Annotated in this window: 24 protein-coding genes and 1 pseudogene; 12 read left to right on the top strand and 13 right to left on the bottom strand. The window is 71.4% G+C overall.

Annotation, left to right across the window (positions count from 1 at the left end; all coding sequences use genetic code 11):
- Window positions 1-10 precede the first annotated feature (10 nt).
- Window positions 11-1,222 (bottom strand): RNA polymerase sigma factor, encoded by a 1,212-nt coding sequence (locus C4V41_RS59015; protein WP_103964776.1) that lies wholly within the window; start codon window positions 1,220-1,222, stop codon window positions 11-13.
- Complete coding sequence (locus tag C4V41_RS59010) at window positions 1,219-1,590, bottom strand: YciI family protein (protein WP_103964775.1); 372 nt, start codon at window positions 1,588-1,590, stop codon at window positions 1,219-1,221. The genes C4V41_RS59015 and C4V41_RS59010 overlap by 4 nt, the downstream gene beginning before the upstream one ends.
- 185 nt (window positions 1,591-1,775) lie before the next feature.
- On the opposite strand from C4V41_RS59010, the gene C4V41_RS59005 reads away from it, so the two are divergent.
- A complete protein-coding gene (locus C4V41_RS59005; RefSeq protein ID WP_103964774.1) occupies window positions 1,776-3,230 on the top strand; it encodes an MFS transporter in 1,455 nt (484 codons plus the stop codon).
- A 45-nt stretch (window positions 3,231-3,275) separates the two neighbouring features.
- Here the strand turns inward: C4V41_RS59005 and C4V41_RS59000 are convergent, their stop codons facing one another.
- The gene (locus tag C4V41_RS59000) at window positions 3,276-3,785 is read right to left on the bottom strand and encodes a MarR family winged helix-turn-helix transcriptional regulator (protein WP_103964773.1); all 510 of its coding nucleotides are present in this window, start codon (window positions 3,783-3,785) and stop codon (window positions 3,276-3,278) included.
- Between the two features lie 54 nt (window positions 3,786-3,839).
- Between C4V41_RS59000 and C4V41_RS58995 the strand changes: the two genes are divergently transcribed.
- Window positions 3,840-4,559, top strand: a complete 720-nt coding sequence (locus tag C4V41_RS58995; RefSeq protein WP_103964772.1) for an SDR family NAD(P)-dependent oxidoreductase — start codon at window positions 3,840-3,842, stop codon at window positions 4,557-4,559.
- Here the strand turns inward: C4V41_RS58995 and C4V41_RS58990 are convergent.
- Window positions 4,546-5,151 (bottom strand): hypothetical protein, encoded by a 606-nt coding sequence (locus C4V41_RS58990; RefSeq protein WP_235031082.1) that lies wholly within the window; start codon window positions 5,149-5,151, stop codon window positions 4,546-4,548. The two genes, C4V41_RS58995 and C4V41_RS58990, sit on opposite strands and share 14 nt — an antisense overlap.
- 33 nt (window positions 5,152-5,184) lie before the next feature.
- Complete coding sequence (locus tag C4V41_RS63755) at window positions 5,185-6,135, bottom strand: helix-turn-helix domain-containing protein (RefSeq protein ID WP_200825018.1); 951 nt, start codon at window positions 6,133-6,135, stop codon at window positions 5,185-5,187.
- Between the two features lie 200 nt (window positions 6,136-6,335).
- Between C4V41_RS63755 and C4V41_RS58980 the strand changes: the two genes are divergently transcribed.
- Entirely contained in the window at window positions 6,336-7,130 is a 795-nt protein-coding gene (locus C4V41_RS58980; protein ID WP_103964788.1) for an aldo/keto reductase, read from the top strand.
- On the opposite strand, the gene C4V41_RS58975 is transcribed toward C4V41_RS58980, so the two are convergent.
- Window positions 7,127-7,672 (bottom strand): TetR/AcrR family transcriptional regulator, encoded by a 546-nt coding sequence (locus tag C4V41_RS58975; protein WP_103964770.1) that lies wholly within the window; start codon window positions 7,670-7,672, stop codon window positions 7,127-7,129. The two genes, C4V41_RS58980 and C4V41_RS58975, sit on opposite strands and share 4 nt — an antisense overlap.
- A gap of 85 nt (window positions 7,673-7,757) precedes the next feature.
- Between C4V41_RS58975 and C4V41_RS58970 the strand changes: the two genes are divergently transcribed.
- Entirely contained in the window at window positions 7,758-8,441 is a 684-nt protein-coding gene (locus tag C4V41_RS58970) for an SDR family oxidoreductase (protein ID WP_103964769.1), read from the top strand.
- Window positions 8,442-8,531: 90 nt separating this feature from the next.
- Here C4V41_RS58970 and C4V41_RS58965 read toward each other — a convergent pair whose 3' ends face one another.
- Window positions 8,532-9,746: a cytochrome P450 family protein gene (locus C4V41_RS58965; RefSeq protein ID WP_200825017.1), complete on the bottom strand. Its 1,215-nt coding sequence runs from the start codon at window positions 9,744-9,746 to the stop codon at window positions 8,532-8,534.
- Window positions 9,747-10,044: 298 nt separating this feature from the next.
- Between C4V41_RS58965 and C4V41_RS58960 the strand changes: the two genes are divergently transcribed.
- Together C4V41_RS58960 and C4V41_RS58955 are read left to right on the top strand one after the other, a co-directional pair.
- Complete coding sequence (locus tag C4V41_RS58960) at window positions 10,045-10,689, top strand: N-acetylmuramoyl-L-alanine amidase (protein WP_235031081.1); 645 nt, start codon at window positions 10,045-10,047, stop codon at window positions 10,687-10,689.
- A gap of 157 nt (window positions 10,690-10,846) precedes the next feature.
- Entirely contained in the window at window positions 10,847-12,184 is a 1,338-nt protein-coding gene (locus tag C4V41_RS58955) for a cytochrome P450 (protein WP_235031080.1), read from the top strand.
- 1 nt (window position 12,185) lies between these two features.
- Here the strand turns inward: C4V41_RS58955 and C4V41_RS58950 are convergent, their stop codons facing one another.
- Window positions 12,186-13,190, bottom strand: coding sequence for an aldo/keto reductase (locus C4V41_RS58950; protein ID WP_200825016.1), 1,005 nt, complete (start codon window positions 13,188-13,190; stop codon window positions 12,186-12,188).
- Window positions 13,191-13,291: 101 nt separating this feature from the next.
- On the opposite strand from C4V41_RS58950, the gene C4V41_RS58945 reads away from it, so the two are divergent.
- Window positions 13,292-14,131, top strand: coding sequence for a helix-turn-helix transcriptional regulator (locus C4V41_RS58945; protein ID WP_103964767.1), 840 nt, complete (start codon window positions 13,292-13,294; stop codon window positions 14,129-14,131).
- Window positions 14,132-14,137: 6 nt separating this feature from the next.
- Here C4V41_RS58945 and C4V41_RS58940 read toward each other — a convergent pair whose 3' ends face one another.
- The gene (locus tag C4V41_RS58940; protein ID WP_200825015.1) at window positions 14,138-14,692 is read right to left on the bottom strand and encodes an ArsR/SmtB family transcription factor; all 555 of its coding nucleotides are present in this window, start codon (window positions 14,690-14,692) and stop codon (window positions 14,138-14,140) included.
- An 81-nt stretch (window positions 14,693-14,773) separates the two neighbouring features.
- Here C4V41_RS58940 and C4V41_RS58935 point away from each other — a divergent pair, with 81 nt between their 5' ends.
- Window positions 14,774-16,003, top strand: coding sequence for a hypothetical protein (locus C4V41_RS58935; RefSeq protein ID WP_103964766.1), 1,230 nt, complete (start codon window positions 14,774-14,776; stop codon window positions 16,001-16,003).
- Here the strand turns inward: C4V41_RS58935 and C4V41_RS58930 are convergent.
- From C4V41_RS58930 to C4V41_RS58920, 3 genes are all read right to left on the bottom strand, one after another.
- On the bottom strand, window positions 15,955-17,997 hold the full coding sequence (locus tag C4V41_RS58930; RefSeq protein ID WP_103964765.1) for a glycoside hydrolase family 6 protein: 2,043 nt from the start codon (window positions 17,995-17,997) through the stop codon (window positions 15,955-15,957). The genes C4V41_RS58935 and C4V41_RS58930 overlap by 49 nt on opposite strands.
- Before the next feature lie 75 nt (window positions 17,998-18,072).
- The gene (locus tag C4V41_RS58925) at window positions 18,073-18,477 is read right to left on the bottom strand and encodes a VOC family protein (RefSeq protein ID WP_103964764.1); all 405 of its coding nucleotides are present in this window, start codon (window positions 18,475-18,477) and stop codon (window positions 18,073-18,075) included.
- A gap of 69 nt (window positions 18,478-18,546) precedes the next feature.
- Complete coding sequence (locus C4V41_RS58920; protein WP_103964763.1) at window positions 18,547-18,885, bottom strand: hypothetical protein; 339 nt, start codon at window positions 18,883-18,885, stop codon at window positions 18,547-18,549.
- 208 nt (window positions 18,886-19,093) lie between these two features.
- Between C4V41_RS58920 and C4V41_RS58915 the strand changes: the two genes are divergently transcribed.
- Window positions 19,094-19,564 carry a nitroreductase/quinone reductase family protein gene (locus C4V41_RS58915; RefSeq protein ID WP_103964762.1) on the top strand — a complete coding sequence of 157 codons (471 nt, stop codon included), beginning with the start codon at window positions 19,094-19,096 and terminating at the stop codon, window positions 19,562-19,564.
- Between the two features lie 9 nt (window positions 19,565-19,573).
- Here C4V41_RS58915 and C4V41_RS58910 read toward each other — a convergent pair whose 3' ends face one another.
- The gene (locus tag C4V41_RS58910) at window positions 19,574-20,056 is read right to left on the bottom strand and encodes a MarR family winged helix-turn-helix transcriptional regulator (protein ID WP_160150782.1); all 483 of its coding nucleotides are present in this window, start codon (window positions 20,054-20,056) and stop codon (window positions 19,574-19,576) included.
- A 79-nt stretch (window positions 20,057-20,135) separates the two neighbouring features.
- Here C4V41_RS58910 and C4V41_RS58905 point away from each other — a divergent pair, with 79 nt between their 5' ends.
- The 3 genes and pseudogenes from C4V41_RS58905 to C4V41_RS58895 all read left to right on the top strand — a co-directional run.
- Entirely contained in the window at window positions 20,136-21,203 is a 1,068-nt protein-coding gene (locus tag C4V41_RS58905) for an alkene reductase (RefSeq protein WP_103964783.1), read from the top strand.
- 125 nt (window positions 21,204-21,328) lie between these two features.
- A complete protein-coding gene (locus C4V41_RS58900) occupies window positions 21,329-21,709 on the top strand; it encodes a hypothetical protein (RefSeq protein ID WP_235031079.1) in 381 nt (126 codons plus the stop codon).
- Window positions 21,710-21,774: 65 nt separating this feature from the next.
- Window positions 21,775-22,052 (top strand): annotated as a pseudogene (locus tag C4V41_RS58895) (IS982 family transposase); the annotation flags it as partial.

Below are 22,052 nucleotides of genomic sequence, written 5' to 3'. Positions count from 1 at the left end.
AGCCAGGCATTCAGCGAATCCGGGCGGCCCGCGACTCCAGGTAACGCTGCTCGGCAAGGCTGGCGGTGGCTTTCGCGGCGCGCCGGTAGTGCTCGTACGCCGGAGCCAGGTCGCCGGTCTTCTCCAGCAGATGCGCGCGCACGGACAGGAGCCGGTGATGCCCGGCCATCCGCTCGTCACCGTCCAGCGTGGCGAGCAGGGCCAGCCCGGCCGCCGGGCCCTCGATCTCGGCGAGCGCGATCGCCCGGTTGAGGGTGACCATCGGGTTGGGCGCGATCCGTTCCAGGATCAGGTAGAGGGCGTGCACCTGCGGCCAGTTGGTCTCCGAGGCCGTGGCCGCGTCGGCGTGCGTGGCGGCGATGGCCGCCTGCAACTGGTAGGGGCCCAGCTCCGGCCCGGCCAGCGACGTCTTGACCAGCTCGACGCCCTCGTCGAGCAGGGCGCGGTCCCACTGCGCGCGGTCCTGCTCGTCGAGCGGCACCAGGTCGCCGGCCGCCGTCGTGCGCGCCTCCCGGCGGGCGTGGGTGAGCAGCATCAGCGCGAGCAGGCCGGTCACCTCGCCGTCCTCGGGCAACTGCGCGTGCACCATCCTGACCAGCCGGATCGCCTCCCGCGCCAGGTCGGTACGGTGCAACTCGCTGCCCGAGGAGGCCGTGTAACCCTCGTTGAAGATCAGGTAGAGCACGTGCAGGACGACCCGCAACCGCTCCTCGCGCTCCGCGCCCACCGGCAGGCCGAACGAGCTGCCGGCGGCCTTGATCCGCTGCTTGGCCCGGCTGATCCTGGCCGCCATCGTGGCCTCCGGCACCAGGAACGCGCGGGCGATCTCGGCGGTGGTCAGGCCGCCGACCGCGCGCAGCGTCAGGGCGGTCTGGGAGGCCGCGGTCAGCGTCGGATGGCAGCACAGGAACAGCAGCACGAGCGAGTCGTCGGTGTCCGGTATCTCCTCGGGCACCACCTCGACGGCCGTCGCCGACTCCCGCTCGCGGCGCGCGTGGTCACTGCGCATCTGGTCGATGAGCCGCCGGGACGCGACGGTCACCAGCCAGCCGCGCGGGTTGGCGGGCACCCCCTCGGCCGGCCACTGCACGCTGGCGGCGAGCACGGCCTCCTGTACGGCGTCCTCGCACCCCTCGAACCGACCGTTCCTGCGGAGCAACGTGCCGAGGACCTGCGGCGTGAGCTCACGCAGCAGGTCCTCGATGGCTGGTGGCGCTGTCATGCCTCCAATTGTCCGTCAGCGAACATCACCTGCCGCACCTCGACGCCCAGACCCGGGATCTTCGTGTCCGGGATCTGCGCCGCCAGCTCGATCGCGCGCTCCTTGTTCTCGCAGTCGATCAGGTAGAAGCCGCCCAGGTACTCCTTGGCCTCCAGGAACGGCCCGTCGGTCACCACCGGCTGGCCGTTGCGCACGGTCACCACCGCGGCCTGCGACGGGTCGACCAGCGCCTGCGTGGTGATCAGCTCGCCCGACCGCTTGAGCTCCTCGACGAACTCGCCGTGGCCGTCGCCGATGGCCGCCCTCTCCTCGTCGGTCAGCGCGTCCAGGACGGCCGGGTTGATATGCAGGCTGATCAGGAACTTCATCTCGTTCTCCTCGTGGTTCGCGAGCCCCTGGCGGGGCCCTTCGACCGGTTGGTCGGAGCCGCCGGGCCCGTCTTGACATCCCCCGCCAGAACTTTCGCACGAGTTTCGGTACCGGCAGATGTCAAGACGCGCCCGATCGCTCCGACCAACCCGCGAAAACACCGAGAGAACAGGAAATTTCGGATATGCAAGTCAACCGGGCCTGGCTGGGACTGGCCGTCCTCATGCTGCCGACCTTGCTCGTCGCGATGGACGTGACGGCGCTACTCCTCGCCCTCCCGCAACTGAGCGCCGACCTGGGCGCCTCCAACGTCCAGCAGCTATGGATCATGGATGGTTATGCGCTCATGGTGGCCGGCCTGGTCATCACGATGGGCACGCTCGGCGACCGGATCGGCCGCCGGCGGCTGCTGATGATCGGCGGGGCGGCGTTCGCGGCGCTGTCGGTCGTGGCCGCCTTCGCGGCCGATCCGCTGACACTGATCGTCGCGCGTGCGCTGCTGGGCGTCGCCGGCGCGACCCTGGCGCCGTCCACGCTCGCCCTGATCACCAACATGTTCCGCGACGAACGGCAGCGCGGGCGGGCCATCGCGATCTGGGCGACCTGCCAGTTCACCGGCGGCGCACTCGGGCCCGTCCTCGCCGGAGTCCTGCTCCAGCACTTCTGGTGGGGATCGGTGTTCCTGGTCGCCGTGCCGGCGATGGCGTTGCTGCTGCTCGCGGGGCCGTTCCTGTTGCCGGAGTTCCGCAGCGGCCAGGCCGGCCGGCTGGACCCGGCCAGCGTCGGGCTGTCGCTCGTGGCGGTGCTCCTGATGGTGTACGGCCTGAAGCAGCTGATCGTCGAGAGCGCGCCGGTCGGCCCGGTGGTGGCCCTGGTCGCCGGTGCGGCCATCGGAGTGATCTTCGTACGCCGGCAACTGCGGCTGGAGACACCCCTGCTGGACCTGCGGCTGTTCCGCAACCGCCCGTTCACGGCCGTCCTCGCCGGCCTGGTCTTCGCCGGTGTCGCCATGGCCGGCACCGGCCTGATGGTGACCCAGTACCTGCAGGGCGTCCTGGGCTACTCGCCGGTCGCGTCGGCGCTGCTGTTCGCGCCCATGGGCCTGGGCGTGGCGGCCGGCACCATGACCGCGCCGGCGCTGGCCCGGCGGATGAAGGAGACGACGGCGATCGCCGGCGGGCTGGCGGGGTCGGCGCTGGGCAGCCTGCTGCTGGCCGGGGTCGGCGGGCCTGGCTCCCTGCCGCTGGTGATGATCGGCATCACCGTGCTGGCGCTGGGCACCGGCCCGCTGTTCGCGCTGGGCACGGGGCTGGTCGTCGGGTCCGTACCGCCGGAGCGCGCGGGGTCGGCGGCGTCGATCTCGGAGACCGGCAACTACTTCGGGGGTTCGCTCGGCTTCGCGCTGCTCGGCGTGCTGGCGGCGGTGGTCTACCGCGCGCGGATGGGCGGTACGTCCGACTCGCTGGCCGGCGCGCTGGCGGCTGGTCACGACCTTATCGCCGCGCGGGAGGCGTTCACCGTGAGCGTGCACGTCACCGGCGTCGTCGCCGCGGCCATCTTCGCCGGGCTGGCCGTGCTGATCCTGGTCATGCGCCCGGCGGCCCGGACCGCTCCGGCCGGAGACCTGGTCGGGCGATAGGGCCCGGATCCGGTTCCGGGCGAAATCCTGGCCGGGCGACAGGGGTCAGATCCGGCCCCGGACCTCGACGGTCAGCTTCTCCAGCAGGCCCGCGAGCGTGGCCCGTTCCGCCGGGGTCAGCCCGGCGACCAGGGACGCCTCGCGGCCGAGGACCGAGTCGACCGATCGTTCGATGAGCGCGTGACCCTCGTCCGTCAGCGACACCGCGACGCTTTTACGGCCGCTCTCGCCGGGGCCGCGGCGTACCAGACCCGTCCGTTCGGCCCTGGCCACGCGCTGGGAGATCGCGCCGGCCGTCACCAGCGTGCGGCGGGCCAGCTCGCGGGTGCTCAGCCGGTACGGCGGGCCGGAGCGGCGGATCACGGAGAGCAGGTCGAGCGTGGCCGCGTCGATCCCGGCGGCGCGCAGGACGCGGGCGCGGTCGTCGGCGAACATCTTGGCCAGCCGCCAGATCGGCGTCACGATCTCGATGGAGTCGGTCGGCGTGCCAGGACGCTCGCGCTGCCAGGCGGCCGCGATCTCCGCGGGCTCGGTCGGGGTGTCGATTTCGGCCATGGGTACGTCCTCCGCTATGTTTAGGTCTAAACGTACCAGCGGACAGGAGGACTCATGAGCAGGACCGTGCTCGTCACCGGCGGAACCAGCGGCATCGGCCGAGCCGTCGCCGCTCGCTTCACCGCCGATGGCGCCGGCGTCACCATCACCGGCCGTCACCCGGACACCGTCGAATCCGCCGCCAAGGAGCTGGGCGTGCGCGGCCTGGTCTGCGACGCGAGCGACCCGGACCAGGTAGTGGCCCTGGCCGCTGATCTGGACGGCCCGCTCGACGTGCTCGTCAACGCCGCCGGTGGCCTGGTCCCCGGATCGGCCCCCGGAACGCCGCCGCTGCAGGCGCTGGCCCGGCAGTGGCTGTCCAACGTGTCCGCCAACGTGCTCACCGCGGTCCTCACCACGGCCGCGGTCGGCGGCCGGCTCGCCCCCGAGGGCACGGTCGTCAGCATCGGATCGATCGGCGCCGAACGCGGCGGCGGCTCCTACGGCGCCGCCAAGGCCGCGCTCGCCGCCTGGAACACCTTCCTCGCCGCCGAGCTGGGCCCCCGGGGCGTCACCTGCAACGTCATCTCCTCCGGCTACGTCACCGGCACCAACTTCTTCGGTGACGGGATGACCGAGGAACGCCACCAGCGGCTCGTGGAGGAGACCATGCTCAAGCGGCCGGGCACGCCCGGCGACCTCGCCGAGACCATCTTCTTCCTCGCCTCTCCCGGCGCCCGGCACATCACCGGCCAGACCATCCACGTCAACGGCGGAGCCTTCACCACCCGTTGATCAGTTCGTCCGCTCGCCGGAGGTCCTTGGGGCGGCCCAGGGCGCGGCGCATCCGGATCAGATCCGCCCGGGAGACGTAGTGAACCTCCAGGCCGCCCGCGCCGACCGCGGTGATCGCGCCGTCGAGGCACTCCCGGACCTGAAGGCCGCCCCAGGGCAGCGCCGGGGTGCAGCAGTCGCCGCCGGCTCCGGGCGAGGTGAACCGCACCTTGGGCCGGAGAAAGGCATCCGGCCGCGTGGCCACGGGGTCGCCCGCCTCGTCGGTCAGCCGGGCGCCGACGGAGGCGAAGGCCGCCGCCAGGGCCGGCGCGTGGGCCGGGAGGCCGTCCCAGAGCAGGTCCAGATCGCCGGTCAGTTCGGCGGAGCCGTGCATGATACCGGCGACCTGCCCGATCACCACGGCTCGTACGCCGTGCCGGTGGAGGGCTTCGAGCAGGGGGAACGGGTCGAACCCGAGGGCGCCGTCCGTGCCGATCGTGCCGACGTCGTCGTCGGCGTCCTCGTGGCCCAGGCCGGTGCCCGCCCGGTTCGAGGCCAGCTCACGGGTGCGCCGGGCGGCGGCGCGGAGTCGTTCCAGCGGTTCGTCGATCATCTGACGCATACAACACCCCGCCGCGCCCGGACTTCAAGAAGGGCGCGTCGAGCGGGCGTACGCGGCGGGCGTCTGACCGTACTGTCTCTTGAAGGCCCGGATGAAGTGGCTGCTGTCCGCGAACTGCCAGTGGGCGGCCAGTTCGGAGACGCTCGGCCGGCCGGACGGCGCGGTCAGCGCGAGACCGGCCTGCTCCAGCCGCCTGCGGCGAATGTAGGCGGCGGCGGATTCGTCGGTCGAGGCGAACGCGCGCTGTAACGTCCGTACGGTGACGCCCAGCTCACGGGCCAGCATCGCGGGCGACAGATCGGGGTCGGCCAGGTGGTCGTCCGTGAGGTCTTTCGCGGCGCGGGCCAGGGCGGGCGCCAGCAGCGGCTCGGCGCCGTCGACCCGCTGCCTCATCACGCCCTCGGCCAGCTCGACGAGGGCGTTGCGGGCGGCCTGCGCGCCGGCCGGGGTGAGGTCGTTCAGCGTCGCGTGCACCATGTTCGCGTGCGCCATGAGCAGCCGGGTCTCGGGCGAGCCGGCGGTCGCGACGATCTGCCGGTCACCGATCAGCGGCCTGAGGGGGGAGGCGGGCAGCGACAGCACCCTCGCCGTCGTGCCGGGCACCACCTGGAAGTGCGACGGCCAGCCGTTGTAGCGGAGGAGGATCCGCCCGGCCGGCACGGTGACCTCGCTGCGGTCGCGCGGCCGGGTGAGCATCCAGGCGCCGCGCCGCATCACGTACATCCGCACCTCGTCGTTGTGGTCGTCGAGGGCTCCCACGGTACGGACGTCCGAGGCGACGCGGATGTCGGTGATCACCGTGTCGTGCACCTTGGAGGCCCGGATCTTGCCCCGCAGGTCATCGGCGGTCTCCGGGCTGAACGTCGGCAGCGGGAAGGCCGCGCCGATCTCGGTCTCCCACCCGCGCCGGAAGGCGTCGAAGAAGGATCCGGCGCCGTCGTGCGCCGCGGTGTCCACGGAGAACGTCCCGCCCATCGCAACACCCTAGACGGCTCGGCCCGCCCGCGGTTGTACCACGGCGTCATTCGGGTGCCGCCCGGCGTGACGGGCACGTTCTATCCAGGCGCCGCCGGCCGCTGGAAGGCTTGATCGCCCCTGAGCAGAGGAGAGCGAACGTGCGGCAGCAGATCGAACAGTCGGGCACCGTCCGGATCGGCGACCGGACGGTGCACCGCATGTCCTTCGGCGCGATGCGCCTGTCCGACGCGGACATCTGGGGGCCGCCCGCGGACCGGGGTCACGCCGTCCGGGTCGCCCGCCGTGCCGTCGAGCTCGGCGTCGACCACATCGACACCGCCGACTCCTACGCCTTCGGCGTGACGGAGGAGATCCTGCGCGAGGCGCTGTACCCGTACCCGGACGAGTTGCTGATCGCGACGAAGGCGGGCCAGGCTCAGGTGCGGCGGCGGGAGTGGGAGGCGGTCGGGCGCCCCGCCTACCTGCGCCAGCAGTGTGAGGCGAGCCTGCGCCGCCTGAACGCCGACCGCATCGGCCTGTTCTACCTGCACCGGATCGACCCGCTGGTGCCGTTCGAGGACCAGCTCGGGGCCATGAAGGAACTCCAGGACGAGGGCAAGATCGCGCATTTCGGGCTGTCGACCGTCACCGTCGAGCAGATCGAGGCCGCCCGGACCATCATCGAGGTCGCGGCCGTGCAGAACCTGTTCAACCTCGCGCACCGCGCCGGTGAGGACGTGCTCGGCCACTGTGAGAAGGAGCGCATTCCGTACGTCGCCTGGTTCCCCATCATGAACGGCGAGCTGGCCCGCGCCGAGGGTGTCGTCGCCGAGGTGGCGGCGGACACGGAGTCGACGCCCGCGCAGGTCGCGCTGGCGTGGCTGCTGGCCCGCTCCGGCGTGATCTGCCCCATTCCCGGCACGTCCTCGATCGATCACCTGGAGCAGAACGTCGCGGCGTCGGCACTGCGGCTGACCGATGAGCAGCTCGCCCGGCTCAACGGCGTCGCCTAAGGTTCCGTGGCCAGGGCGGCGCGGGCCGCGGCGAGGATCTCCTCCGACACGGGGGAGTCCTTGGTGGCGCGGGCCAGCAGGAGCGCGCCGAGCATGGTGCACAGCCGGACGAGACCGACCTCGTAGTCGGTGGCGAGCCGGCCGGCGAAGTCGCCGACGCCCTCGGCGTAGACGCGGTGGGCCTCGGGGATGCCGGGTTCGCGCGCCATGTCCCCGGCGAGCGCGGCGACGGGGCAGCCGTCCGCGGGATTGTCGCGGTGCTCGACGGACAGGTAGGCGTCGATCAGCGCCCGCTGGGCGCCGTCGCGTTCGAGCGCGGCCGTGTGGCGCTGGGTGAGGTCGTCGAAGGCGTAGGCGGTGGCCTCGTCGATGAGCGCCTCCTTGGAGGCGAACTGCTTGTAGAAACCGCCATGGGTCAGGCCGGCCGCCTTCATCAGGTCGGCGACACTGACCTGGGTGCCCTGCTCGCGGAACAGCCGGGAGGCGGTCTCCACGATGCGCCTGCGGTTGTCCTGCGCCTGCGCCCGCGACACGCGGCCCATGGCCACCCCCTCATTTGGATGTCGGTTGACTTCTATCCTAGTCTGCAGTTTAGATGGTAAGCATAATCTAACTGAGGGAGCGGACATGGAACTGAAGGAAGCGGTCGCGGTCGTCACGGGCGCCAACCGGGGGCTGGGGCGCCATCTGGCCGCCCAGCTCGTGGAGCGCGGAGCGAAGGTGTACGCGGCGGCGCGCCGCCCTGAGAGCGTCGACGTGCCCGGCGTCATCCCGGTGCGCCTGGACGTGACCGACGACGAGTCGATCCGGGCCGCGGCCCAGATCGCGCCGGACACGACCCTGCTGGTGAACAACGCCGGCATCGCCACCGGCACCGCTCTGGTCGCCGGTGACCTGGAGGCGGTACGCCTGGAGATGGAGACGAACTTCTTCGGCCCGCTCGCCGTGACGCGGGCCTTCGCCCCGGTGATCGAGGCCAACGGCGGCGGCGCCGTGCTCAACGTCCTGTCCGTGCTGTCCTGGTTGCACCCGGCCGGCTCGGGGGCCTACGCGTCGGCCAAGGCCGCCGCCTGGGCGCAGACCAACGCGGTCCGCGAGGAGCTGGCGCCCCGCGGCATCACCGTCTCGGCGCTGCACGTCGGGTTCATGGACACCGACATGGTCGCCGCCGTCACCGCCGAGAAGGCCGACCCCGCCGACGTCGCCGCCCAGATCCTGTACGGCATCGAGCACGGCCTGCCCGAGATCCTCGCGGACGACGTCACCCGGACCATCAAGCAGAGCCTGGCCGCCACACTGAGCCCGGCCTGAAGCCGGAGATCATGATCTCGGTGGCCGGAAGGCGGTCGGCCTCGCGGACGGGTCCCGCCGGAAGGTCGTCTGGCGGGGCGACGTCTCCGTTCACGGACTCGCCTGGTAGCAGCGGATCGGCAGCCGGCGGACGCCGCGCAGCAGCGTGCCGGGAAGCCACTCCAGTTCCTCCGGCTCGGCGTCGAGCCGGAGGTCGGGGCAGCGCTCCAGCAGGCTGCGGATGGCGATCGTCGCCTCCATGCGGGCCAGCGGCGCGCCGATGCAGTAGTGGATGCCGTGCCCGAAGGCGAGGTGCCCCTGCGGGTCGCGCTGAACGTCGAACTCTTCGGGGGAGTCGAACTTGCCCGCGTCACGGTTCGCCGCGCCCACGGCGACCAGCACCGCGTCCCCGGCCGGAATGACGGCGTCGCCGACGGCCACCGGCTCCAGCGCGAACCGGAACGTGGCCGACTCGATGGGGCCCTCGTAGCGCAGCATCTCCTCCACCGCGCCGCCCACCGCGTCCAGGTCGGCGCGCAGCGCCTTCAGCTGATCCGGATGGCGCAGCAGCGCGTGCACGCCGTTGCCGATGAGGTTGACCGTGGTCTCGTGCCCCGCCGACAGCAGCAGGTACGCCATGGAGCGCAGCTCCGCCTGGGACAGCCGGTCGCCGTCCTCGTCGGTCGTCCGGATGAGCTGGCTGAGCAGGTCGTCGCTCTGGTCCTCGCGCTTGCTCTCGATGAGACCGGCCAGGTATTCGGCCAGCTCCTGGAAGGCCGTCAGCTTCTGCTGGAAGCCGATGGGCGCGTTGATCGCGTTGGACCAGGCACGGAAGGAGACCCGGTCCATGGACGGCACGCCGAGGAGCTCGCAGATGACGCCGATCGACAGCGGGAAGGCGTAGTCCTCGATCAGGTCCGCCCGGTCGGAGCGCAGCATGTCGTCGAGCAGCCGGTCGGCGTCCCGCTGGACGCGTTCGCGCATGGACTCCACGCGGCGCGGGGTGAACTCGCGCGACACGAGGCGCCGCAGCCGCGTGTGCCGGGGCGGATCGGAGACCAGCAGGTGCGGGCCGAGCAACTCCTGGTCCAGGGAGCTGGCGCCGATCCGCGCGAGGTCCTTCGAGAGCCGCTGGTCCGCGAGCATGGCGCGGGCCTCGTCGAAGCCGACGACGAGCCAGAGCTCCTGGCCGTCGGGCAGGCGAACCCGGTGCACCGGGCCCTCCTCGCGGAGCATGGCGTAGACCGGATAGGGATTTCGGTTGAAATCGGCGGACATGGCCCCGATGTCGTGGATCTTGGGCTTCGCCGTTGGCTGCCTGTTCATGACGCGCTCTGGCGCTCCTTCCGAGGGGGGTCGGTGTCCGCCGTACGACCCTAGCGAAGATCGGTAAGCGGTCTCCATGAAACATGAGCCCTGTGTGATTTCCAGGTTTCACGGGGCCCTCGCCCGATACGGTCTGACCATGCGCGTTGATCGACCTGGGTTCGTGGTTCTCAGCACATTGGCCGCGTTGATCAGTGGGTGCGGTGCTGCCGCGCCGGACAAGACGGTTCCACTGGCGCCATCGACCTCCTTACCGGCGCCACCGTCCTCCGGCCAGGGGCCTTTAGGGGGCAAGGTCGTGGTGCTCGATCCCGGGCACAACGGTGGGAACGCCTCACATCCCTTCGACATCAACCGCCAGGTCGACATCATCACCAAGAGCAAGGCCTGCAACGCCGTCGGCTTCGAGACCGAAGACGGCTACCAGGAGAACGCCCTCGCCTGGAGCGTCGCCCAGGACCTGAAGCCGCTCCTGGAGGAGCTGGGCGCCAAGGTCGTGCTCACCCGGCCCGACGACGAGGGTTTCGGCCCCTGCGTCACCGAGCGGGCCGCGATCGGGAACGAGGCCAGGGCGGACGCGGTGGTGTCCATCCACGGCGACAGCGGCAGGCCGGGCGGGCACGGGTTCCACGTGGTCCTCCCGGGGCTGGTCCCCGGGCACAACGACGGGATCATCGAGCCGTCCCGCCGGCTCGGGCTGGCGATCCGCGACGCGTACCGGAAGGGCACCGGCATGCCGTACGCGAACTACCGGGGCAAGGACGGCCTGCGGTCCCGTACCGACCTGGGCGGGCTCAACCTGTCGAAGCGGCCCGTCGTGTTCATCCAGTGCGGCAACATGCGCAACGCGGGCGACGCGGCCAAGCTGTCCAGCGCCGCCTTCCGCAAGCGCATCGCCGGCGCGCTGGCGGACGGGATCAAGAACTATCTCGGCGGTGAATGACGGCACTTGCCATAACAGACGGTATAGGTGATGCTACAGAACTCTTGAGTGATTTCGGCCGGTAGCGCCTAGAGCACGAACGGCGATCAAAGAGAGGCAGCTCATCACCGTGACCAACGGCCCGTGGCCCCTGCAGTCGGCTGAAACCATGGCATCGATGTCCATCGAACCGCTGCTCAGCAGGGACTACGACACCAACCCCGGCCTTGTCCACGAACGTCTGCGCGCGCGGTACGGCCCGGTCGCCCCGGTCGATCTGCTGGGCGTCCCCGTCTGGTTCGTCCTCGGCTACGAGGAGGTGCTCCACGTCCTGCAGAACAAGGGCGCCGTCTGGAGCAAGAACGTGGACAGATGGCGGGCCTATGCCGAGGATCGTGTCCCGGCGGAGTGGCCCCTGCTCCCGGTGTTCCAGGTCAACAGCTCGGCGTTCGCGGAAGGCGCCAACCAGAACAGGTTGCGGGCGGCGTGGACGAAGGCGCTCGCGCCGTACCAGGAGCACTCCCACCCGCAGGCCCAGCTACTCGACCAGGCCATCAGGCAGTACGCCGATGACCTCATCGGCGTCCTGTCCGAAGGCGGCCCCACGGGATGGGCGGACCTGGCGGCCCAGTACGCCAGGCCGCTGCCGCTGATGGTCGCCAACCGCCTCCTCGGTTTCAGCGCGGCCCGCGGTGAGGAGGTCGTGATGGACATCTGGCGGATGGTCGACGCCGGTCCCGACGCGGCCGCGGCCTTCCAGCGCCTGTACGACGCCATGACCGAACTCGCGGCCGCCAAGAAGCGACGTCCCGGCGAGGACCTGACCTCGTACATGATCGAGGCCGACCCCGACCTCACGCTGGACGAGCTGGCCCGCGAGCTGCTCATGCTGCCCGGCCTGCTGGACTTCACCGCCAGCCTGGTCTGCAACGTGGTCGTCGAGGTCGTCTCCAACCCCGTCGTGCGAGAGAGCCTGTCCGTCGGCGCGATCGACGAGACGGTCAACCGCGTCGCCCTGCTCAACCCGCCGATGGCCAACCTGACTTTCCGCTTCCCGCTGACGGACGTGAAGCTGGGCAACTACACGATCGCGGCCGGCGACCCGGTGATGCTCTCCGTCGCCGCCGCCCACGCCGACCCGCGATTCTCGGGGGCGCTCGACCAGCACGCCATCCGCAGCACGCGGGCACACCTCGCCTGGGGAGCCGGGCCGCATCAGTGCCTGGGCCACCGGCTGGCGACCCAGATCACCACGATCGCCGTCCAGCGGCTGTTCGCCCGGTGCACGCGGCTGAAGCCGGCGCTGCCGCCGGACCAGCTGCCCTGGCGGCCCTCTCCCTTCATGCGCGCGCTGCGGTCGCTGCCGGTCCAGTACCAGCTCGCGGACACCCGCGTCCCCGTCTCCAGGGAGGCCGAGGCGCCGGTGGCGCGGCCGTCGTCGCCGGACGAGGCGGCGGCGCCGCAGTCGCGTTCCCCGCTGTGGAGCTTCCTGCGGGGACTCGTCCGCGCCCGGTGAGTCAGCGGCGTCCGCGCTCGCTGTCCAGGTCGGCCATCAAGTGGCTGGGGTAGCGGTCGCCCTGGGCCGAGCCCCGTGGGATGAGCTGTTCGATGTGCGCGAGCTCCGCTGCGCTGAACGAGACGTGGACGCTGCCGGCCAGCGTGGCGACCTGGCCGGGGCGCCGCGAGCCGACGACCGGCACGATGTCCTCGCCCCGCGCCGCGACCCAGGCGATCGCCAATTGCGCGACGGAGGCGTCCTTCGCCGCGGCCAGTTCCGTCAGCCGGGCGGCGAGGGCGTCGTTGTGCTCGCGGTTGGCGCCCTGGAAGCGCGGTGACATCGCCCGGACGCCCTCGGTGGTCCCGCTGCCGCCGATCAGGCCGCGGGACAGGACGCCGTAGGCGGTGACGCCGATGCCGAGCTCGCGGCACACGGGCAGGATCTCGTCCTCGATGTCGCGGCTGAACAGCGAATACTCAAGCTGTACGTCGCAGATCGGGGCGATGGACGCGGCGCGGCGGATCGTCTCCGCGCCGACCTCGCTGAGGCCGATGTGCCGTACGTGGCCCTGCTCGACCAGCTCGGCGATCGCGCCGACGGTGTCCTCGATGGGCACGGCCGGGTCGAGCCGGGCCGGGCGGTAGATGTCGACGTGATCGGTGCCGAGGCGCTGCAACGAGTAGGTCAGGAAGTTCCGCACCGCGGCGGGGCGGGCGTCGACCCCGCCGAACCGGCCGTCGGGGCCGCGCATGGCGCCGAACTTGACGGAGAGCACGACCTCGTCGCGGTTCCGTGTTTCCAGCGCGCGCCGGATCAGCGATTCGTTGTGTCCTGAGCCGTAGTGGTCGCCGGTGTCCAGCAGGGTGCCGCCGGTGTCCAGGTAGGCGTGCAGGACCCGTACGCCTTCGTCGTCGTCCGAGCGGCCGTAGGCGCCGGACAGGCCCATGCACCCCAGGCCGGGCGAGGAGACGAGGGGACCGGTACGGCCGAGGCGGCGGGCGCCGAGGCGCGTTGTCGTTGTCATGCCCCACTGTGCGCACCGCCGCGCGCCCGCCACCAGGACCGGCTCATCCAGGGACGACCGGTCCCTGGATAGGGGTGCGGCCGGTCAATAAACTGGCGGACATGATCGACCGCGCCGGGCTCGCCGACTTTCTCCGCCGTCGCCGGGAACTGCTGCGCCCGTCCGACGTCGGCCTGCCCGACGGCGTGCGGCGGCGCACCCCCGGTCTGCGGCGCGACGAGGTGGCGCACCTGGCCGGCATGTCCAGCGACTACTACGCCCGGCTGGAGCAGTGCCGCGGCCCGCATCCGTCCGAGCCGATCGTGACCGCTCTGGCGCGGGCGCTCCGCTGCGACCTGGACGCCCGCGACCACCTCTTCCACCTGGCCGGACTGGCGCCCCCGGCGCGCCGGGCCGGCCGGCACATCCGCCCCGGGCTGATCAGCCTGGCCGACCGGCTCACCGACGTCCCGGTCTGCATCTGCACCGACCTGCACGAGGTGCTGTGGCAGAACGCCCTCGCCGACATCGTGCTGGGCGGTCGGGATCGCCAGGCCGGCCGTCCGCTCACGTGGCGGTGGTTCACCGATCCGGCGTCGCGCGCCCGGGTCCCCGAGGAGGACCGGCCCCGGCTCTCGGCCGCGGCCGTCAGCGACCTGCGAGCGACGTACGCCCGCCGCGCCGGCGAGGACGACGTCGTCGAGCTGGTCCACGAGCTGCTGCGGCGCAGCGCGGAGTTCCGCGACCTGTGGGAACGGCACGAGGTCGCGATCCGCCGTTTCGACCACAAGCGGTTCGTGCACCCGGAGGTCGGGCTGCTCCACCTGACCTGCGAAGTGCTGCTCACGCCAGAAGAGGACCTCAAGGTGCTGGCGTTCTTCCCCACCGAGGGCACCGACGCGCGCGAGAAGCTCGACCTGTTGCGGGTCATCGGCACCCAGGACTTCCAGACGACCGTTTGACGCGGATCAGGAGCCGCGGGGGTCGGGGAAACCGATCCAGCGCAGCAGCACCATCCGGGCGCCCTCGGGGGCGTGGTCGCGGTCGGCGCCGAAGCGGCGCACCAGCTTGAGATATTCCTCGTGGAACTCCATGAGCTGGGCCTTGGTCATGAAGGTGCCGGCGCGCGAGCCCTGCTGCCAGTCGCCGTCCTCGTTCCGGTCGTGGGCGAAGGCGGACAACATCCGCAGGTCCTCGGCGAGCCTGGAGTCGCCCAGCCGTTCGGCGAGGTCCTGTTCGGCGTCGGTCAGCTCTTCGCGGGCGGGCATCCGGCGGTCGGCCTTGACGATGTCCCACCAGCGTTCCCGCCCTTTGGCACGGTCGTGTAGCTCGGTCACGAAACCGGTGTCGGACAACATCCGCAGGTGGTAGCTGGTGGTCCCGGTGTTCTGGCCCATGGCCTTGGCCAGCGTGGTCGAGGTGGCCGGTCCGTGGTTGGCGAGGTGCCTGAGGATCTCGCGCCGCAGCGGACTGGCGAGGGCCTTCATCGCCGCCGGGGTGTGCATGACCGGTTCGGTTGCCATGTGATCAGCTTAGCAGCATGCAGAAAACTTCCTGCAGAGAAAAACTTGCAGAAAAAATTCTGTAAGGCTAGGTTCGGCGCCATGACGTGGAAACGAATCGCCGGCCTGTCCTTCGCCGCCGCCCCGCTGCTGGTCCTGGCCGGCTGGGCCCTGATGCGCCTGGACGGCACCGGTGGCCATGAACCCGGCTGGACCCTGGCTCACATCGCCTGGGTGATCAGCAGCCTCATGTACGGGATCGTCGGCGTGGAGCTGTACCGGCGCTCGGGAGGGGGGCTACCGGCCACCGGCTCGATGATCGTCGCTGTCGTCGGGGCGGGCTGCCTGACCGTCCAGATGGTGATCGACCTGGTAGTGGGCTTCTCGACCGACAACCGCGACGACATGCGGGCCCTGAGCGGCCAGATCCACGACCTGCCCGGGGTGCAGCTCGCCATCTACGACGTCGGTCCCGTGCTGCTGTTCCTGGCGCTGGTCGCGCAGGCGATCCACCTCGCGGCACAGGGCAAGGCCGGCAGGCTCTTCGCGGCCCTGGTGACCGTGGGAGTCCTGGTCAGCGGCGCCGAACTGGTGGTGGAGATCCCGCTGCGGCTGGCGCAGGCCGGATCATCGATGATCCTTTGTGTGGCCTTCCTGCCGATGGCACGCGAACTGCTGGGGGCCGTGACCTGGCGGGACATCGCCGGATGGTCGCTCATCCTCGCGCCGGTGGCGCAGATCGGCGGCTGGACCCTCATGCGGTTCGGCGGCAACGAGGGCGCCGAGCCGCAGACGACGATCGCGCACTCGGTGTGGCTCGCCGGCTTCGTGATGCTGGCCATCGTCTGCGTCGAGCTGTACCGCCGGGTCCAGAGCCGCGGCGCCGGGCAGGTCCTCGCCAGGGTGAGCCTGGCGGTGGCGCTGATCAGCGTCAGCGCCTCGATCGCCGAGATGATCGTCGACCTGTACGTCGGGTTCGCCACCGACACCCACGCGGAGTGGGAGGTCCTGGACCGGCAGATCCGCAGCATCCCGGCGGCCGAGGAGATCCTGTACGGATTCGGCACCCAGCTCGTCTACCTCGGCTTCCTGGCCCTGGTCATCCAGCTCGCCGTCCTGAAGCGCATCGGCGGGGCGACCCTGGCGCTCGTCCTGGCCACCCTGGTCCTGTTCGTCGCCTACGAGCTGCTGGACGGGCCCGGCCGCCAGGCCCTCATGCCGTTCGCGGTCCTGTGCATGTGGCTGGCCCTGGCGCCCCTGGGCCGGCGGCTGCTGAAGCCGGGTCAGGGCGTCAGCGGCGGGACGGCGTTGCGGGCGCGTTCGAGCGCCTGATCGGGCCACCACTGACCGGCGTCCGGGGTGACGATGCCGTACGCCGGGTCCGCCGGTCCGGACGTGCCGCGGGTGCAGCGGCCGTTGGAGTAGCCGGGGCTGTTGAGCCACAGCAGCGCGTCGGCCAGCGGTGTCCCCGTGCCGGTGGCCGGGCGTTCGCCCGCACCTCTGCCGGGCGGGTTGCACCATTCGTCCGGGGCAGGGAACCGGCCGGGCGGCGGCCGCCATTCGCCCGCGCCGTTGCGGCTGGTGTCGATGATGAAATGGGGCAGACCGGGGGTGTCGTCCGGGACGGCCTTGAGCTCCTTCGCGCCGCACGACGTGGCCTTCAGGTGCACGCACCTGGCCAGGTTCGCGGCGTACGTCAGCGATTGCCCGGTCGGCCGGTAGCCGACCGCGTTGACGTAGAAACCGTCGGCGCGCGCGGCGTTCGCGTTGACGAGGCGTTCGGCCATCTGCGTGAACGCGGGCCAGCCCGGCACGCCGCCGTCGAGGTAGACGGCGGTGCGGGCCAGGCCGGTGAGGGTGTCGACGGCATAGGAGAGGTCGGCGTACCGCTGGACGGCGGCCTCCCCGCCCTTCGGGCATTCCGGGCTTCCCGGCATGCGGGCCAGGGAGCTGGGTTCCAGGGCGACGACGGCGGGGCGGTCGCCGATGCCCTCGGCGACGGCGTTGATCCAGCCGCGGTAGGCGCCGGTGTCGGAGGCGCCGCCGTTCCAGCAGTCGCGGCCCGGGATGTTGTTGGTGACGAACACGGGGACGGCCGACTGCCGCCGCGCCTGGGTGACCGCCTCGCGTACCGTGCGGGTGACGTCCGCGGGCGAGCCGCCGGCCAGCCACATGGCCTGGGGGACGCGGGACAGCGCGCGCATGAGCGCGGCGTCGGCGGTCCTGCCCTGCGCGGCCCACGTCCGCGCCTGCCGCTCCGCCTCCGTGTCCGGCTGGGTGTAGAAGCGCACCCCGTCGGCGAGCAGGGGGTTCGTACCGGGAAGCGGCGGCCGTGTCTGCGCGGGTGATGGCCCGGGGGAGAGCGCGGGGGAGGGCTGAGGAGGACGGGACGCGATCGTCTGGGGGGTGACGACCGCGCCCGCCGTCAGCAGGGCCAGCGCGGCGCCGGCCCACATCCATCTCCGGTACGGGCGCCGTGCCGGCGGGGCGGAGAGCCGTACCGTCGTGGCCCCTGCCCCGAGCACGTCCACCAGCTCCGCGGCCGTCGGGCGGGCCGCCGGATCCTTACTGAGCGCCCGCCCTACCAGCTCGGCGAGCACGCCGTCGAACGCGGGCAGCACCGGATCCTCGTGCACCACCCGATAGAGGACGTCATGACCGCCCCCCGACCCGAACGGCGGCCGCCCGCCCGCCGCGAACACCATCACCCCGCCCCACGCGAACACGTCGGAGGCGGCGGACACCATCCCGCGCACCTGCTCGGGAGCCATGTACGCCGGCGTGCCCATCCCGGTGACGGACAGAGTCGTCGAGTCGGCCGTGAACGCCAGCCCGAAGTCGATGACCTTGGGCCCGACGGGCGACAGCAGCACGTTCCCCGGCTTGAGGTCCCGGTGGACGACGCCGGCCGCGTGGATCGCCCGCAGCGCGACCGCCGTGCTCATCGCGAGCCCGTCGAGCTCCGAGCCCGACATCGGGCCGCGCCGGCTGACCGCGCTGAAGAGCGTCGGGCCGGGCACGTACTCCGTCACGACGTAGGCGACGTCGCCGTCGAGGTCGGCCTCGATCACGGCGGCCGTGGAGAAACGCGCCACCCGCCGCATGGTCATGACCTCGCGCCGGAACCGTCGGCGGAACGCCGGGTCGGCGGCGAGGTGCCGATGGATGACCTTGATCGCCACGGGCGTGCGCGCCCGGGTCTCGGCCAGGTACACCACGCCCATCCCGCCCGCGCCGAGCCGCCGGATGACGCGATGACCGCCGATCACCGACGGGTCGCCACCGAGGTTGATCGCCGTCTCGCCACGCGTGGTGCCGTGTGCCATCGCCCCCGCCCGTCCGATCGAACACCTGATGGGGGGTACGGCTGCCGGGCCGCCCGGGTTCAGCCGGGGCCACGATCAGGCGAAGTCGGCCGCCGTCATGCCGGCCGGATGGCCGGGTGGCCACTGCACGAGCTCGATCCGGTAGCCGTCGGGGTCGGTCAGCCATGACGTCCGGAACCCCGGCCCCAGCTCGGCGGGCGGCTCGGCCGTGACGTCCTTGGCCGCGAGATCGGCGATCGTGGCATCGAGATCGTCCACCTGGACGACGAGGTGGTTGACGGCGGCGATGTCCTTGACCGGCCGCGCCGGGTCGTGCACGAGTTCGAGGCTGACGAACGGGTCGCCGGGCAGCTTGAGCATGGTCAGGCTGCCGAACCCCGTCTCGGGGACACGGCCGAGCTCGGCGTACCCGAGCGCGGTGTAGAAGGCGAGCGAGCGTTCCAGATCGGTGACTCGCAGTCCGAGGTGCAGCATGCGCATGATCGACAGCCTAGTGCGCACCGCCGCCTGGCCCTGGCGCCGCCGGGAGAGGGCGGCGCCAGGGGCGGATCAGACCGAGTATTTGCAGATCAGCGCCTGGCTGGCGCCCTGGGCGTAGCCGGTGAGGGTGTAGGTGGGGTTGAAGTGGGCGCACGCGGCGGAGGCGCTGCCGCTGCCGGTGTAGGTCAGGCCGGAGCCGCCGGTGCTCCGGCGGTAGCAGCTCACGCCGCCGCTGTAGAAGCCGATGGCGGAGGAGGAGTCGACCTTGGCGGAGCAGTAGTCGCCGAGCGAGAGCGGGCTGTAGACGATCTCCACGGGCGCCGCCTGTGCCGGCGCGGCGGAGACGGCGAGCACGCCGAGACAGGCGAACGCGGCGGTGGCGAAGGGGGCGAGGACACGACGGATCACGGGAACCTCCGGGCAGTGGGCGGGGCGTGGCGTGTCGATACGCTGCACTGATCGCAGTATTAAATAGGAAAGCTTCCTATGCAATGGCTGCCGAAGCATGATCAGCGCATCCTTCACGGTGTAAGCCCACCGGTCAGAAAACCGGTCGTCTGGTGGCGAACTAGTTAACGACATGTACAGTATGTGTCGATAACAAAAGGGAGGTCGCATGAGCTTCAACACGCACAGGGGGACCCGCGGCGCTCGCCAGCCCAAGGCGGGGCCGGTGTTCCGCTGGTTCAACCATCTGATGGCCCGGCGGATCCGCCGTAGGGGCGGTGGCACGTTCATGGGCTTCAACGCCCTGGTCCTCACGACCATCGGCGCCAAGAGCGGACGGGAGCGGACGAACCCGGTCGGCTGGTTCCCCGACAAGGACGGCGGCTGGCTGATCGTGGCGTCGGCGGCCGGAGCGCCGGGCAACCCGGCGTGGTACCACAACCTCGCCGCCCATCCCGACAAGGTGCGGATCGACGTCGACGGCCGCGAGGTGGCGGTGGTCGCCGAGCAGCTCCACGGCGCGGAGCGCGCGGAGGCCTGGCGGCGGATCATCGAAGCCGCGCCCCGTTTCGCCCAGTATCAGGTGAAGACCGACCGGGAACTGCCGATCATCCGCCTGGTGCCCCGCCGCACCGCCTGACCGATCGCGTCAGCGCGCGGTTTCGCACCTGTCGATGATCTCGGCCATCGTGGTGCGGAAGTGTTCGCGGTCGTCGGGCCCGAGGGACGCGGTGAGGTGGCTCAGCTCGTCGCCGACCTCGCCGTGGAAGGCGATCGCGGCCTGGCGGCCGGCGTCGGTCAGCGTCACCTGGACGGCGCGCCGGTCGCCGGGGACGGGCGAGCGCTGGGCGAGGCCGCGCCGCTCGGCCCGGTCCATGAGGCCGGTGAGCGCGGCCTTCTCCACGCCGAAGCCGTTGGCCAGTTCGGCCATGCCCTTGGGGCCGCCGAGCAGCACGCACAGGAGCTTGGCCTGGACGGGGGTCAGGTCATGACGTTCGGAGACGCGGGCGTAGATGTTCTGCACCAGGGTGCTGAGCTGGACCAGCCCGGCGGCGACGTCAAGCCGTCCGTCTGTGGTGCATCCCCACTCCGCCGCCCCCGTGGTCGCGATCGTTTGCCCCGTCTTCGTCACGGAGCTATGGTACAGCGCGGATATAGTTCGCGTCGCATACAGTACGCTTCATTAACGACGACAGGTGAGGAACGTGATCATGCCTTCGGCATTCGACTCTTTTGAACTGGGCGGCAAGCGCCTGGCCAACCGCATCGTGATGGCCCCGATGACCCGCAGCCGCGCCTACGGCCCCGGCAACACCCCGACCGAGCTGATGGCGGCCTACTACGCCCAGCGGGCGAGCGCCGGCCTGATCGTCACCGAGGGCACCCAGCCGTCCGTGATTGGCCAGGGCTACCCCGACACCCCCGGGCTGCACTCCGACGAGCAGGTCGCCGCCTGGCGTACGGTGACCGGCGCCGTGCACCGCGAAGGCGGGGTGATCTTCGCGCAGCTCATGCACACCGGCCGGATCGGCCACCCCAGCCTGCTGCCGGACGGCCTGCACCCGGTCGCGCCCTCCGCCGTCCAGGCCAAGGGGCAGATCTACACCCACCAGGGCCCTATGGACTTCGTCACCCCCAGGGAGATGACCGAGGCCGAGATCGTCCAGACCGTGCACGACTTCGCCGCCGCCGCGCGCAACGCCATCGCCGCCGGGTTCGACGGCGTGGAGCTGCACGGCGCCAACGGCTACCTGATCCAGCAGTTCCTCGCCCCCAACACCAACCGGCGCACCGACGCCTGGGGCGGCTCGGCCGGTGGCCGGATCCGCTTCGCCGCCGAGGTGGCGGCCGCGGTGGCCGAGGCCGTCGGCGCGCAGCGGGTGGGCCTGCGCCTCTCGCCCGGCAACTCCTTCAACGACATCGCCGAGGACGACGTGGAGGAGACGTACGGCGCCCTGGTGGCGCGGCTGGCCCCGCTCGGCCTGGCCTACCTGCACCTGGTGGAGGGCCCGGACCGCGACCTGATCCGCCGCCTGCGCAAGGACTGGCCCGGCGCGCTCATCCTCAACCCGCGCACCCACCCCGTGCCCACCGGGGCGGACGCGCTGGACCTGGTCGAGGACGGCACCGCCGACCTGATCGCCTTCGGCGCGCTGTTCCTGGCCAACCCCGACCTGCCCGCCCGCATCGCGGCCGGTGGCCCGTACAACACCCCCGACCCCGCGGCCTTCTTCGGCGGTGACCACCGCGGCTACACCGACTACCCCGCGCTCACCTGACCCTCCCATTGGAGCGTTCCATCGGCGGTGGATCGCCGAGTGTCCGGTGTTGACCACGGACGCCGCCCCATGGCCGGTCAATGTCCCGGCCGATAGGCAGGGTCCATCGACCTATGGAGGCAGTCATGCGCACCCGCTCACCGCGGCGGATCGTGGTCGCCGGCCTGGCCTGCGCCGTGGCCCTCACGGGCACGGCGCACGCCGCCGAGCGGCTGGCCGCCTTCTACGCCGCCATGGTGCGCCTGCTGGAAGACCACTCCCACCTGGTGCTCGGCTCGGAGGTGGGCCGCTCCCGCTTCGAGACGGGCGCGTACGGTTTCTGGCGCGCCCACGTGCGCGCGCTCCTGGTCGCCGCGCGAACACCCGGCGCGGACGCGCTGGTCGACGTCCTGCTCGCCCCCTTGGCCCCCGAGGTGTACGGCCACCAGCGCACGGTCCTCGGCCTCACGCCGGAGCAGATCACCGAGGCGCTGGCCAGGCTCGCGAAGATCGTCGAAACCGCCTAGACGAGTAAGTCCTATGTCCTGGGCCCGATGATCAGGCATGAGTAGAGGGCGTCCAAGATCATGTTGTGACGCAAGACCTGGACACCCTCTTGACTGCACTGTACGTGAAGATCGACGACGAGCTGAAGGGACCGCGATGGACGGGCCGGCCCCCGGTGCTGACCGACTCCGAGCTGGTGTGCGTCGCGGTCGCTCAGTCGCTGCTCGGGTTCACCTCCGAGGCGCATTGGCTGCGCTACGCCCGCAAGCACCTGACGGGCCTGTTCCCCTACTTGCCGCAGCAATCCGGCTACAACAAACGGCTGCGCGCCGCGCTCGGCCTGATCAAGCGAGTCATCCGGCT

Source organism: Nonomuraea solani, assembly GCF_900108335.1.
Classification (GTDB): Bacteria; Actinomycetota; Actinomycetes; order Streptosporangiales; family Streptosporangiaceae; genus Nonomuraea; species Nonomuraea solani.
This window is presented reverse-complemented; position numbering and strand designations above follow the sequence as displayed.